This is a genomic window from Streptomyces sp. NPDC048278 (assembly GCF_040652195.1).
Lineage (GTDB): Bacteria > Actinomycetota > Actinomycetes > Streptomycetales > Streptomycetaceae > Streptomyces.
Genome location: NZ_JBEZLP010000035.1, coordinates 23,435 through 35,955 on the forward strand (window position 1 = coordinate 23,435; position 12,521 = coordinate 35,955).

Consider the following 12,521-nt stretch of genomic DNA (forward strand, 5'->3'; position numbering starts at 1 on the left):
AGGCCGCCGCCCTCCTCGGCGCGAGCTAGGTCCAGCACAACCCCGAGGCACAGGACGGGGCGCGCTCCTTCGTCGGCCAGGTGTACTGGCTGCGCGGGCAGTTCCCCGACCTGTGCCTGGTATTCCCGGACCGGGCGCGGCAGGGCCGAGGGCTGTCCTAGAGACCGGCGAGGAATTCCAGCAGCGCCTTGTTGAGCTCCTGCGGCTTCTCGTCCGGAAGCCAGTGGCCGGCGTCGGGGATGACGATCGGCTCGCGCGCCTGCGGGGCGACCTCCGGGAAACGCTCCATTGCCGTGCGTCCCCACAGCGTGGCGATGTCGCGGCCTCCGCCGACGAACAGCGCCGGCACCTGAAGCGGCCTGCCCTCGTAGGGGGCCAGCAGCTCCCAGTCGAGGTCGAGGCAGTGGTAGTAGTTGAGCGGGCCGGTGAAGCCGGTGCGTTCGAACTCGGCGACGTAGAAGTCGATGTCCTCCCGGGTGAGCCAGTCGGGCAGCTTGTCCGGCATCGGCGCCATGCCGTCGCGCATCCCCACCCCCGGCGGCAGGCACACGGCTTCGCGCAGCATTGCGGCCAGCGCCTGGTCGGAGAGCCGGGTGAAGTCGACGGCGACCGCCTCGGGCGGCTGGGGTGCCGAGCCCGAGAAGCTGTAGAGCGCGCCCGTGAGCCAGCCGGCCGGGTCGGCGTGGAACTCGCGGTCGGCGACGCCCGGCGAGGTGAAGTACTCCTGGTACCAGAGCCGGTCGGGCCCGGCGATCTCCCGCTCGACCTCGGAGGGGCGGCGCTCGCCGAACGGGTTGCCCGGCAGGGCCATCAGCCCGCGCCCGCCGAAGGGCACGCTCACTCCCACGACGGCGCGGAAGACGTCGGGCCGCGTCCATGCCGCCGACCAGGCCACGGCGGAGCCCCAGTCGTGGCCGACGATCACGGCCTGCGTCTCGCCGAGCGCGTGCACGACGCCCACGCAGTCCGCGACCAGCTCGGTGATGCGGTAGTCGTGGATTGCCGCGGGCTTGGACGTACGGCCGTAGCCGCGCATGTCGATCGCGACGGCGCGGTAGCCCGCGTCCGCCAGCGCGCGCAGCTGGTGGCGCCAGGAGTACCAGGACTCGGGGAAGCCGTGGGCGAGCAGCACCAGCGGCCCCTGCCCGGCCTCGACCGCGTGGATGCGGATTCCGTTGGCGGACAGCGTGCGCTGCCTGAACCGCTCGTCGTCCAGGGCACCGGAGGTGGACGTTGTGCTCATGGCGTTCTCTTTCCTGGCACCGGCCGTGAGGCCCGGTACCGGCATGGGTGACGTGGGGGCCTCTCGCCCGGCCCCTCGAAAAACTGTAACCATGCCAGTTACACTGTAGTCAAGTTGGTTACACTTTAAGATGGGATGAAGGAGCACACACCCCGCACAGCGACAACCGACGGAAGGAAACCGCAGGTGAGCGCGAACAGCCGGATGAGTCTGGCGGTGCACGTCCTGACCTGGCTGGCCTACGACAGGCGCGGCACCGACGCGGAGATCGGGACGTCGCAGCAGATCGCGACCAGCGTCAACACCAACCCCGTCGTCATCCGGCGCTGCCTGGGCCAGCTGCGGGACGCCGGACTGGTCACCGTCAGCCACGGCAGGAACGGCGGGTGGGACCTGGCCCGGGACGCCGCCTCGATCACCCTGCTGGACGTCTACCAGGCGATCCCGGACGAACCCGTCTTCGGACTGCACTCCTCGGAACCGAACCCCGAGTGCTGCGTCGGCTGCAACATCCAGCCGGTCCTCACCGACGTCTACGACCGCGCGACCGAAGCCCTGCGCAGGTCCCTGGCGCAGACCTCCGTCGCCGACGTACTGCACGACACGCTCGCGCTCCTGCCCTCCGGCAGCACCCCGCGCCTGGCAACCCGGACAACGGCATGAACACGCCGCGACTCGGAGCTCGCTGACTCACCAGGCCAAGTCGCCACGTTCGATTTCGCTCAAACCGCCGGCGCCGCCTCAGTCCCGCGACCGGCCGGGGTCCGGAGCGAGAACGGTGCGGCAGGCGGACCGGGCCGGGCGGCTCAGCAGGGGGCCGAGGCGGGTGAGGAGGGTGAGGAGGGCGGGGCCCCACTGCTCCCGGAAGGACGGGTCGACGCGGGCGAGGTCGAGTTCGTTGGCGGCCGTCAGTTCGGCGAGGTCCCGGCGCGGCCGGGGTCCGGGGACCCGGGCGTCTCCGGTGAAGCGGTCGCGGACGGCCCCGCCGGGGTCGGCCAGCGTCGGGTAGGCGGCCCTGCGGTCGCACGAGGCGTACAGATAGACGATCGCCTCGGCCTCCGTGCCGATCACCGCCGCGAGTTCGGTGCGGCGGTCGAGGGGCAGCAAGGCGGTGGGAAAGCCGTCGGTGCCGTAGAACGCGTGGCACAGGCCCGCGAGCTGGAGCGCGGGGCGGGCGCCCCAGGCCGCGAGTTGCTCCTGGACGCGCAGGAGGTGCACGAGGAGCGTGCCGCCGGGGTGGGCGATCCCGTCGGCACCGAGAGCATGCAGGAGCGCGACGGCCCGGTCGGAGGCGGGTGAGGAAGCGGAGGGGGCGGGGGAAGCGGACACGAGGCGGTTCCTTCCGTCGCTCGGGTCGGCACCCGTCCGTGCCTCCGCCCGGGTCCGGACCCCTGCGAAGGCGCCGGACGGGTTGCCGCCCAGGGCCCTGCATCGATCATCGCGAGAGCCGTAACCCCAGTCAATCCTATGGATTTCTCCGTAACTCCAAGCTGTAGCTTGGAGACATGACTCTGGACGACCTGCGTGTCTTCGTGGCCGTGTGCCGGGCGGGCAGCCTCAGTGCCGTCGCGCGGGAGCTGGCCTGCACCCAGTCCGCGGTCAGCCAGCACGTGAAGCGGCTGGAACGGGAGACGGGCGTGAGCCTCCTGGAGCGCCGGCCCCGAGGCGTCGTACCCACCCACGCCGGACGCGTGCTGTGCGACGCCGCCGCCGACGGCATCGCCGGTCTGGACTCGGCCCTGCGGCGCCTGGGCGATCTCGTCAACGGCGACAGCGGCACGGTACGCGTCACCACGGGCGGGACGACCGTACGGCACTTCATGGCCGAGGCCGTCGTCGCCTTCCGGCAGCGCCACCCGAGGGTGAACCTTGAGTTCCGGACGGAGACCTCCAGCCGCAGCTGCTTCGACGCCCTCGCCGCCGGCCACCTCGACCTCGCCTGGGTCACCCTCGGCGGTCCGGTGCGCGGCATAGAGCAGCGCCGGGTCGTGGACCTGCCCTGGGTACTCGCCGTCCGCACCGACGACCCGCTCGCCCGCAGAGCCCATGTCGAGGTGGCCGATCTGGCCGGCATCCGCCTCATCCGGCTGCCGCAGAACTCCACCTCGGGTGCCCGCCTCGACGCCGCGTTCACCGAACTGGGCGTCCGCAGCAGCTCCGACACGAGCGTCGCCGACTGGGACACCGCCCTCCTGCTGGCGGAACTCGGTCTCGGCCACGCGGTCGTACCCGCGCTGCCCGGCCGCCGTGTCCCCGACGACGACGGCCCCCTGCGGCTCATCCCCGTGCCCAGTCTGCCGCCCCTCTCCGTCGGCTGGGCGGTGCGCCGCTGGGACGCGCTCTCCCCGCTCGCCCGAACCTTCGCCGACACCGTGGCGGATTCGGTCGCGGATTCGGTCGCGGACCCCGTAGCGGATTCCGTCGCCGCGTCCGCCCCGCGGCGCGGGTGAGCGGTCAGCGCTCGACCGCTGCCAGCCAGTCCTCCAGCACCCTGAAGTCCGCCTCCGTCAGGCCGAACTCGTGGTCGACGCGGTGCAGCAGGGCGGGCCGGTGATGGTGGGTGGCGACCCAGGCGCGGTCGGCCTCGGTGATCTCGTCGTCGAGCCAGATGAACGGCCGCTCCCCCGCCCACGCCACCAGTGGCCGGGTCTTCCAGTGCAGCAGGGCCGACGGCTTCTCCTCGTCCGGCCACTCCACGACGGGCAGCGGGGGCAGGCCCAGCCAGGGGGCGACGCAGTCGTTGGCGTCGTCCATCCAGGTGGTGGCCCACACGAGGTCGCAGCGGAGGGCGCCCAGGCGGGGGCCGAGGTCCGGGTCGACGCGGTTCAGCAGCGGATGGGAGGGGGCGATCCCGGTGTCGTAGACCGGGTAGGGGTGGTCGGCGGGGGCGCCGAAGGGGATGAGGGTTCCGTCGATATCCAGGAAGAGGAGCATCGGGGACAGGATCGCAGAGAGCGCCGGGAGAGGTCGGTGAGCGGCTGCGGGTGAGAGGCTGCCGGTCGCGCGATTCCCCGCGCCCCCGCGACCCGCGCCCCGCGCCTTCGCGTCCCCGCGTCCCCGCGGGGCGTGTTGTAGCCGGCCTTCTCAGAAGGGCAGCGGTCGCGCGTGCACCACGTCCAGTCTCGACACCGCTCTTGTCAGGACCACGTACAGCCTGTGCAGACCCCGTTCCTCCCCCTCCGCGACCGCCGCCGGTTCCACGGCCACCACGTGGTCGTACTCCAGGCCCTTGACGACGCTCGCCGGGACCACGGCCACCCGTGCGCCCAGTTCGTCCGGGCCCGCCGGTTCGATGCCGGCGGCGGTCAGCGCCTCGCGTACGGCGGTCACCTGTGCGTCCGCCGCCACGACTCCCACCGAGCCCTCGTGGGCCAGCGCCTCCCGCACCGCGATGACCGTCGTCGCGGGCACGTCCCGGGTCGGACGGACCGTCACCTCGCCGTCGCCGCGGTAGGACGTGGCCGGGGGTACGTCCGTGCCGAGGCGGCGCAGCAACCGGTTGGTCAGCGCCACGACCGCCGCCGGGACCCGGAAACCCGTGGTCAGCGGGATGACGGACGCCTCCGGCTTGCCCAGGTGGCCCAGTACGGCGGCCCAGTTCCGCGCCGACCAGGGCGTGGTGGCCTGGGCCAGGTCGCCGAGGACCGTGAGGGAGCCGAAGACCGCGCGGCGGGCGATCGCCCTGCACTCCATGGGAGACAGGTCCTGGGCCTCGTCGACGACGATGTGGCCGTAGCCCTCGGGGTGTTCGACGAGCCCCGCGACCTCGTCGAGGAGGACCAGGTCGGCGGCCGACCAGCGGGCCGACTTGTACGAGCGCGGCGGCCGGGCCCAGCGCAGCTCCCGCTGTTCGCCGGGGGTGAGGAGCCCTTCGGCGGCGGTCGCCAGTACCTCGGCGTCCGTGAGGAGTTCGGCGACTACTTCCTCCGGGCGCACCTTGGGCCAGACGGTGTCGAGCCAGGCGCTCATCGCCCGGGAGCGTTCCAGGCGCCGGGTCCAGGCGCCGGGCTGCGGGCCCGCCCGCCGTTCGGCCTGAAGCTGTACGGCCCGCATCGCCCGCCCGCGCACCCGTTCCCGTCCGACGGCGTACGGCGGTTCCTCGTCCCGTACCGCCTCGACGATCTTCGTCAGCGTGGCGGCGGAGACCCGCCAGGTGTACGTGCCGTCGGCGAGCGAGAGCGGGCCGACGGCGTCGGTGCGGACGTGGGCGTACAGGGCGCGGCGCAGCACCTCGGCCATCCGCGGGTCGTGCTTGAGCGCGGCGGTGCGGTCCGGGTCGGTGCCGGTGACCGGGTGGCGGCCGATCTCCTCCGGCAGGGTCGTCTGCCGTACGCCGGTCTCGCCCAGGGCCGGGAGGACCTCGGAGATGTAGGAGAGGAAGGTCCGGTTGGGGCCGAGGATCAGCAGGCCGGAGCGGCGGATGCGCTGCGGGTGGGTGTAGAGGAGGAAGGCGGCGCGGTGCAGGCCGACGGCGGTCTTGCCGGTGCCCGGGGCGCCCTGCACGCAGACGGAGTCGGCGAGGCCGGCGCGGACCAGGTCGTCCTGGTCGGGCTGGATGGTGGCGGCGATGTCCCGCATGGGCCCGACGCGCGGCCGTTCGATCTCGTGGGTGAGGATGCTGCTCCCGGTCCCGGGCTCCCCCGTGCTCAGCTGCTCGTCCTCCATCCCCGTGAGGTCGGCGGAGTCGCCGCGGCTGCCGGGCGCCCAGCCGAACCGGCGGCGTACCGCCACGCCCTGCGGGTCGTCGGGGCCTGCCTGGTAGAAGGCGCGGGAGACGGGGGCGCGCCAGTCGACGACGAGGGGCGGGGCGGTCGGCTCCTCGCTGATCCGCAGCCGGCCGATGCGGTAGCTCTGCCCGGCGTGCTCCCCCGCCTCGAAGTCCAGCTTGCCGAAGAACAGCGGGCCCTCGGGCAGCTCGCGCATCTCCTTGGCCCGGCTGCGCAGCCGGTACCCGAGCACTTCGGCGTCGGCACCGGACGCGGAGACGTCCTCCCCGGTGACGACGTGCTCGACGGCGCCTTCGACCATGCGGGCGAGGGCGGCTCGGCAGGTGTCGTGGTAGGCGCGTTCGCGGTCGAGTTCCTGCTGCATGGAGACAGGGTAAGGGAGAAACTGTGACCTGGTTACGTTTTTTACCGTAACTCAAATCATCAGGGCCCGCTCCAGCCGCCCGAACGCCTCCTCCGCCGCCCGCACCGCGTCCTCCCGCACGTCCTCGACCCGTTCCCCGGCCGCGATCCGCCGCCAGTTGTCCTGCGCGAGGATCCGCTGTACGGCGATGATCTGGCCGGCCGCCAGCCTGGCCTCCAGGGTGCCGCCGAGGGCCTCGGCGAGCGCGGCCTCCGACCGCTGGAGGTAGGCGTACTGCCGGGCGACCAGGGTGGGGGTGCTGTTGAGCAGGGTGTGGAAGGCGAGCACCTGGGGATGGTCGTTGAGGCCGGTGACCGGGTCGTTGTGGGCGAGCCCGGAGAGGAAGCGGGCGCGCAGCACGCCGACCGGGGACTCCGCGCCGGAGGCGCCGGATGCGTCCGAGGCGTCCGAGGCGTCCGCGACCAGCCGTGCCGCCTCCGTCTCGTGGTCGGCGATCCGGTGCAGGACCAGGTCCTCCTTGGCCGGGAAGTACCGGAACAGCGTCGGCTTGGAGATCCCGGCCGCGGCGGCCACCTCGGCGACCGACACCGCATCGAACCCCTTCGCCAGGAACAGCCGCACGGCGACGTCCGACACGTCCTCGTACATCCGCCGCTTCTTGCGCTCGCGCAGGCCCATCTCACCCATGGGCCCGAGCCTACGCAGCGCGGGTCACGCCGACGGGACCTGTCGCCACTGCGGGAGCTTCGCGAGGCTCCCCTCCCTGGACCACACGTTCAGGTCGGTCCTAGGCCAGAGCACGGGCAAGATGCGGATTCGCGGTTGCCCGGACCGGCAGGCCCAGGGAAGCGATCGCCGCTGCCAGTGTCATGGGGTACGAGTCGACGGCCCGGCGGACGTTGGGGGCGTCCAGGCTCGCTCCGGTGACCAGCCGGTCCAGGTCGACGTAGGCGGAACGGACGATCTCGATCCACCGGTAGACCCGCCAGTCCTGCTGCCAGGCACGGGTGTAGGCGGCCGGCAGCAGGCGCTCCCAGCGGCGGAACATCCGGTCCCGGATCTCCGGCCGGGTCGGGGTGAGGTGCATGTGCCGGACCAGGTCGTACAGGGGGTCGCCGACGACCGCCATCTCCCAGTCGATGATGGTCAGCGCCATGGCGTCGTCCCGGCGCACCAGGTTCCAGGGATTCAGGTCGCCGTGCAGGAGGATCGGTCTGCGATCAGTCACCTGGTGCCTGGCCAGTATCTGCCGCAGCCGTCCGGCATCCGGCAGGCCGAGTTGCCTGGCGAGTTGCTGCGACTCCTTGGGCAGGTTCTTGACGAGCAGGACGAGTTGTTCGCTCAGATAGCCGTAGAAGCGGTAGCCCGCCTCACCGGCGGCCGGGTCGAGCCCGGTGTAGTCGACGTCCTTCAGCGCGCTGAGCTGGTCGACGAGCCGGTCCGCCTCGTGCGGCAGCAGGCCGTGGACCGGATGGTTGGGCGGCCGGTCGATGTCGAGCGGTCCTTCGTAGGTGTGAATGGAAAAGAGGTCTTTGCGGTACTTCCCGAGGTAGCTCTCCCCGAGAGCCAGGAGTCTTGGTGCCGCCACCGGAACACCCGAATCCTCGATCGCCACGAGCACGGCATGCTCACTGAGAAAGCTGCGTTCGCGGCGGAACACCTTTTCCACCTTGCGCCGCACCACGACAGGGAATTCGATACCGGGAACCCGCACCACGGAATTCAGGTGAGCCGTCCCCTTGAACACCCGACCGGCCGGGGCGGCACCCTCGGCATGAAGTGCTCCGTGTACCGCCAGATAAGAGAAGTCCGGGCGTTCCGGAACACGTCTGTCCGGTGTCCAGGGTGCGGTGCCGAAGCTGGAGAAAAGCCCCTTACGTGCCTTCCCCCGGGAAATCTGCCACCGGAACAGAACGCTCTCGATCTCGGCTTCGTTGGGCAGCTGCCGCAGCCGCAGGGGTGCCTGCGCCACCTCCAGGGCGCGGCGCACCGACGACGTGGCCTCGTCCAGGGCCTTCTGGTCGAACGATTCGTCCAGGGAAGTGGCGGCCCGCATCACATCCGGGTAGACGGACTGCGCCTGCTCGAAGGCGAGGTAGTGACGCAGGTCCTTGCCCACTCCGTTGACGGCTCCGGGCCGGGTCCAGTCCATGGCCCGGGCCCAGGCCTCGACCACCTCGTCCCACTGGTGGCCGGGGTACTGCATGCGCACCAGGTGGGTCGCCAGGTCGTGAAGAGGGTCGCCGTAGGTGGCGAGTTCCCAGTCGACGCAGATGAGCGAGGGATGACCGCCGTAGGTGACGATCAGATTGTCCCGGTGCAGGTCTCCGTGGAGCAGGCTGTACGGCCGTCGGGCCATCACCGGCACCCGCTGCGCGAACTGGGTGAGCGCGTCCTCCGGAATGCCCAACGCGGCGAACAGTCCGCCGAAGTCGCGCAGGTTGGCGCGTCGGATCTGCTGGTCCGCACAGTGCGCCAGCGCCTGCAGGAAACTCTGCCCGTCATGGCCATTGCTGGGCCAGGCGGCCGGCAGAGCAGGGAGCGTGCTTCTGCGCACCTGGGTCATCTGCGCGAGAAGCCAGGCGATTTCCCCGATGAGCAGTGTGTCGACGGGTTTGCCGTTGCCGCAGACGCTGGACAGCGGCACTCCTTCCACATAGCTGTGGATGGCGAAGCCGTCTCCCTCGAAGAGGCATTCCGGAACATTCGGCAGCGCGGCCCGGACGGCCCTGAGGATCTCCGCCTCGTTCTGCCAGGTCCTGATCACCACCGGCAGCGCGTCGGCACGCCGGATGCGCACCGTCGCCGACAGGCCGGGCTCACAGCGCAGCAGCATCGCCATGGGACCGGTCAACGGCAGGACGTAGTTCTTGTTGTGGTGCCCGCTGTGCGCCTTGCCGTGGTCCATGGCATGGCGCATGATCTGCTGGTAGAGCGCACGACCTGCACCGGGTTTGGCGCGTTCCCCAAAAGACATGGAGGGAACAGAAGATGCGCCCACTGGCCGCTCCGGGATTGCTAGCGCTGGCTGGAAAGTACGGCAAACGGTAAACGCGACGGACTGCCCGCACGACCAGAGGCGCAATCGAGTAGCCACAACGGGTGGGTTTGGTACCCCGCTGCGTCAGGTCGTTCTGAGATCGGTGTGCTTGACCATCTCATACGTAGGAACCGGAGCTGTTGCTCAGACAATGCGGGCATGCTAGCGCACGTTGCTTGCTCCGACCTTGGTCGGTCCAGGACCTGCCAGAAGTGCTACTCGGCGAGCAGGTTCCACACCGATTCGAACCAGGTCCGCATCTTCACCACGAAGACCGATCCCGGCGAGTCCGGGTCGACGTCCTCCACGTGGTGCGTCAGCATCGCGCCCAGCCCCAGCACGTCGAGCGCGTCTATCTCCTCGCCCGTGTCCAGGATGATGGGCCGTTCGATGACCTCGTAGAGGCCGTGCAGCACCTCTGTCCTGTTGATGACGTAGAGCTTGAAGGCCGGAGTCAGCCGCACATGCCTGACCTGCACGTCGACGGACGGCACCAACCGCTCTGCCTGAAGGTCCCGCAGCGCGGTGCGCAGCGACTCCGTGTGCCGGTCGGTGATGGCGCGCAGCCGCTCCCGCAGGCGCGGATCGTCCTTGTCCTGCCTGACCACGGGATACGGCAGGTCGAGCTGGGCGTCGGGCAGCAGCAGCCGTACGGCGATGCTGCCGGGGGCGATGGCACCGGCCCGGATCCGCTCGGCCTGGAGCCGGATGTGGGTGTCCAGGGACTCGGAGGTCAACGTGAAGACGTCCAGGGAGACTTCGGGCTGCTCGAACGCCTCGCTTATCAACGGCTGCAACGTCATCGCCTGCCGTGACCTGGTGGCTTTGGCCGTGGTGGACTGCACGCGCTGTACCTTGACGACCCGGGCCGGGCTGCCCTGGCGGGATTCGATCCACCCCTCGTTGCCGAGTTCGCGCACCACCCGTTGGACGGTGTCGCGGGACACCCCGAACTCCTTGGCGAGCCTGCCCTGCGCGGGCAGTTCGGCACCCAGCTGGTACGTCCCGTCCAGCATCCGGGTCCGCAGCGCCTCCGAAACCTGCCGGAACGCCTTGCCACCGCCGTCACGTGCCTGCCTGGCCGCCATACAGCAAACGTTCCTCCCCCGGCCGCCGTGCAAACACGATCCGGTCAGGCAGGAAGCCGGGCGTTCTGCCGGTTAACGGATCAACCTGCCCGGGCATGCCTGATATTGACCGGCAACCAGGCAGGTGGGCCCGGTGCCGCACGGTCGACCGGAGCTTTCAGGGGGCGGACGCCATGGAGTTACGGGTACTCGGCGTGACGATACAGATCGACGTGTGGGAAGTGGCCGTCACCGTGATCGGTGTCCTGGCGGCATTGCGTCGCAGGCGCGCCGCCCGCCCGGACACCCCGCACCAGCCGGACGCTCCGGCGCTGCCTAGTGCCGGAGTATCTCCAGCAGCGGCCACAGGGACCCCACCACGTACTCCGCGCCGGCCTCGGTCAAAAGCTTGGCTTTCCGTGCGTTACGCGCGTAGCCAAGGAACGGGACCCCGGCCGTCCGGGCCGCCTGGAAGTCGGTGGGCGAGTCGCCGATCATCAGGGCCGCGCCGGGGGCGGCGCCCATCGCGTTGAGGGCGCGGTGGAGGCAGTGCGGGTCGGGCTTGAGGCGGTGCAGGTCCTGGGTGCGGCCGTAGATGTGGGGGGCGAAGCAGGGGGTCAGGGCGCGGTCGTCGAGGTAGGCGCGGACCACCCGGGGGGAGTTGTTGGTGGTGATCGCCATGCGGGCGCCCCGCGCTCGCCAGGTCTGGATGAGGATGTCCGCGAACGCCGTGGGCATCGCCGTCGCCGTGGCCCGCAGCTCCTCCTTGGTGAGACGTTCCTCCAGCTCCGTGACCAGGTCACTGCCGGGGTGGCGGCGGTCCACGGCGCGCAGGACCAGGTGCGGGTCCAGGGAGTCCCGCTCGGTGTCCGTGACCAGGCCGTGCAGGCCCCGCACGGCCAGCCAGTCGACCAGTTCGCCGGCCACGCCCGCCGCCGAGTGTCCCGCGAACAGCCGGCAGATCGGCCCGTCGAAGTCCCAGAGGACGACACGGGCACTTCTGACCAGTTCGGCGATCTCTTCGGTCGGGTCCTTGCTCTTGGCTGCCACCAGTTCAGTCTGCGTCGTATCAGAAGTCACTAAGAGAGTGTCAGGTCCGTCGTGATGGTTTCCCAGAGGGCGTTGAACCACCTCTGCGATTGCTCCACGAACGCGCCGTCCCGCTGGCCGGTTCTCTTCTCGAAGGAGAAGAGGAGGGACTCCGAGCCGACGGCGTCGTACATGTCGAGCAGGCCGTCCTCCGTCTGCTCCTCGCGGCGGGTGACCGTGTAGTACGCGAACAGCGCCTCCGCTTCGTTGAGCAGGTACAGCTTGATCGGCGGGGTGAACGGCAGGGCCCGGAAGGTGACGTGCACGTCGATGCCGTGCGTGGCGCGCAGGCCCTGGAGGTTGTACTGGAGGACCTGGCCCTGGGCGTTGCGCATGCCGAGCCAGCGGTTGTGGACCGTGTCGTCGTCGCCGTCGACCGCCGTCGGGAAGGCGAGGGCGATGTCCCGGCTGGGGAGCAGGACGCGGACGTCGATGCGCTCCGGGCGGAGCCGGCCCTCGTGGATCATACGCAGGGGCTCGGCGAGCGCCGGCAGCAGGCTCTGTGCGGTCAGGCAGGCGGCGTCGATACGGACGTGCGAGGCGGCGAACGCCTCCGTCATGCGGGGGCCGAGGCCGACCATCGTCGGCTGGGGCCCGTCCAGCGCCGCCGGCCGCGGCTCGGCGATGCGCGGCGGGCTGCCCTTGCCGACGTCGACCAGGTAACCGTCGTCCTGGAGCGCCCGCACGGCCTGGCGCACCGTCCCCCGCTCCACGCCGAACGCCTCGGCCAGTTCGGCCTGGGTGGGCAGGCGGTCGCCGGCCTTGAGTTCGCCCGAGCGGATGCGCTGCCGCAGGGTGTCGGCGATCTCCTGAGGTGTGCTGCCGGCGTTCACTGCCACGTTCTCCTGAGTCACGACCAAACGCTACAACTTTGATCCATCTGGCGGGAGTTGTTTGAAGGTTGTTTATAACTAGTAGCCAACTGGGGACAACTTAATCAGAGTTGGTCACCAACTTGGTTGAGTTGGCGGAAGCCTTGCTTCCTGACTGA

11 protein-coding genes are annotated in these 12,521 nt (G+C 70.6%); 2 read left to right on the forward strand and 9 right to left on the reverse strand.

What is annotated here, in order from left to right; genetic code table 11:
• Positions 1-157: 157 nt before the first annotated feature.
• Complete coding sequence (locus tag AB0D74_RS40090) at positions 158-1,243, reverse strand: alpha/beta hydrolase (RefSeq protein WP_362598376.1); 1,086 nt, start codon at positions 1,241-1,243, stop codon at positions 158-160.
• Positions 1,244-1,429: 186 nt separating this feature from the next.
• On the opposite strand from AB0D74_RS40090, the gene AB0D74_RS40095 reads away from it, so the two are divergent.
• Positions 1,430-1,906, forward strand: coding sequence for an Rrf2 family transcriptional regulator (locus AB0D74_RS40095; protein ID WP_362598379.1), 477 nt, complete (start codon positions 1,430-1,432; stop codon positions 1,904-1,906).
• 78 nt (positions 1,907-1,984) lie between these two features.
• Here the strand turns inward: AB0D74_RS40095 and AB0D74_RS40100 are convergent, their stop codons facing one another.
• Positions 1,985-2,572: a DUF6817 domain-containing protein gene (locus AB0D74_RS40100; protein WP_362598382.1), complete on the reverse strand. Its 588-nt coding sequence runs from the start codon at positions 2,570-2,572 to the stop codon at positions 1,985-1,987.
• 176 nt (positions 2,573-2,748) lie between these two features.
• Between AB0D74_RS40100 and AB0D74_RS40105 the strand changes: the two genes are divergently transcribed.
• On the forward strand, positions 2,749-3,693 hold the full coding sequence (locus AB0D74_RS40105) for a LysR family transcriptional regulator (protein ID WP_362598385.1): 945 nt from the start codon (positions 2,749-2,751) through the stop codon (positions 3,691-3,693).
• Between the two features lie 4 nt (positions 3,694-3,697).
• On the opposite strand, the gene AB0D74_RS40110 is transcribed toward AB0D74_RS40105, so the two are convergent.
• The 7 genes from AB0D74_RS40110 to AB0D74_RS40140 all read right to left on the reverse strand — a co-directional run bounded on the left by AB0D74_RS40110 (position 3,698) and on the right by AB0D74_RS40140 (position 12,390).
• Positions 3,698-4,177 (reverse strand): HAD domain-containing protein, encoded by a 480-nt coding sequence (locus AB0D74_RS40110; RefSeq protein WP_362598388.1) that lies wholly within the window; start codon positions 4,175-4,177, stop codon positions 3,698-3,700.
• Positions 4,178-4,327: 150 nt separating this feature from the next.
• Positions 4,328-6,334, reverse strand: a complete 2,007-nt coding sequence (locus AB0D74_RS40115) for an AAA family ATPase (RefSeq protein ID WP_362598391.1) — start codon at positions 6,332-6,334, stop codon at positions 4,328-4,330.
• A 51-nt stretch (positions 6,335-6,385) separates the two neighbouring features.
• Positions 6,386-7,021: a TetR family transcriptional regulator gene (locus AB0D74_RS40120; protein WP_362598394.1), complete on the reverse strand. Its 636-nt coding sequence runs from the start codon at positions 7,019-7,021 to the stop codon at positions 6,386-6,388.
• A gap of 100 nt (positions 7,022-7,121) precedes the next feature.
• The gene (locus AB0D74_RS40125; RefSeq protein ID WP_362598397.1) at positions 7,122-9,254 is read right to left on the reverse strand and encodes an aminoglycoside phosphotransferase family protein; all 2,133 of its coding nucleotides are present in this window, start codon (positions 9,252-9,254) and stop codon (positions 7,122-7,124) included.
• A gap of 335 nt (positions 9,255-9,589) precedes the next feature.
• Positions 9,590-10,462 carry a winged helix-turn-helix domain-containing protein gene (locus tag AB0D74_RS40130; RefSeq protein WP_362598400.1) on the reverse strand — a complete coding sequence of 291 codons (873 nt, stop codon included), beginning with the start codon at positions 10,460-10,462 and terminating at the stop codon, positions 9,590-9,592.
• Between the two features lie 315 nt (positions 10,463-10,777).
• Positions 10,778-11,491, reverse strand: a complete 714-nt coding sequence (locus AB0D74_RS40135) for an HAD-IA family hydrolase (RefSeq protein ID WP_362598403.1) — start codon at positions 11,489-11,491, stop codon at positions 10,778-10,780.
• A 29-nt stretch (positions 11,492-11,520) separates the two neighbouring features.
• On the reverse strand, positions 11,521-12,390 hold the full coding sequence (locus AB0D74_RS40140; protein ID WP_362598406.1) for a GntR family transcriptional regulator: 870 nt from the start codon (positions 12,388-12,390) through the stop codon (positions 11,521-11,523).
• Positions 12,391-12,521 lie beyond the last annotated feature (131 nt).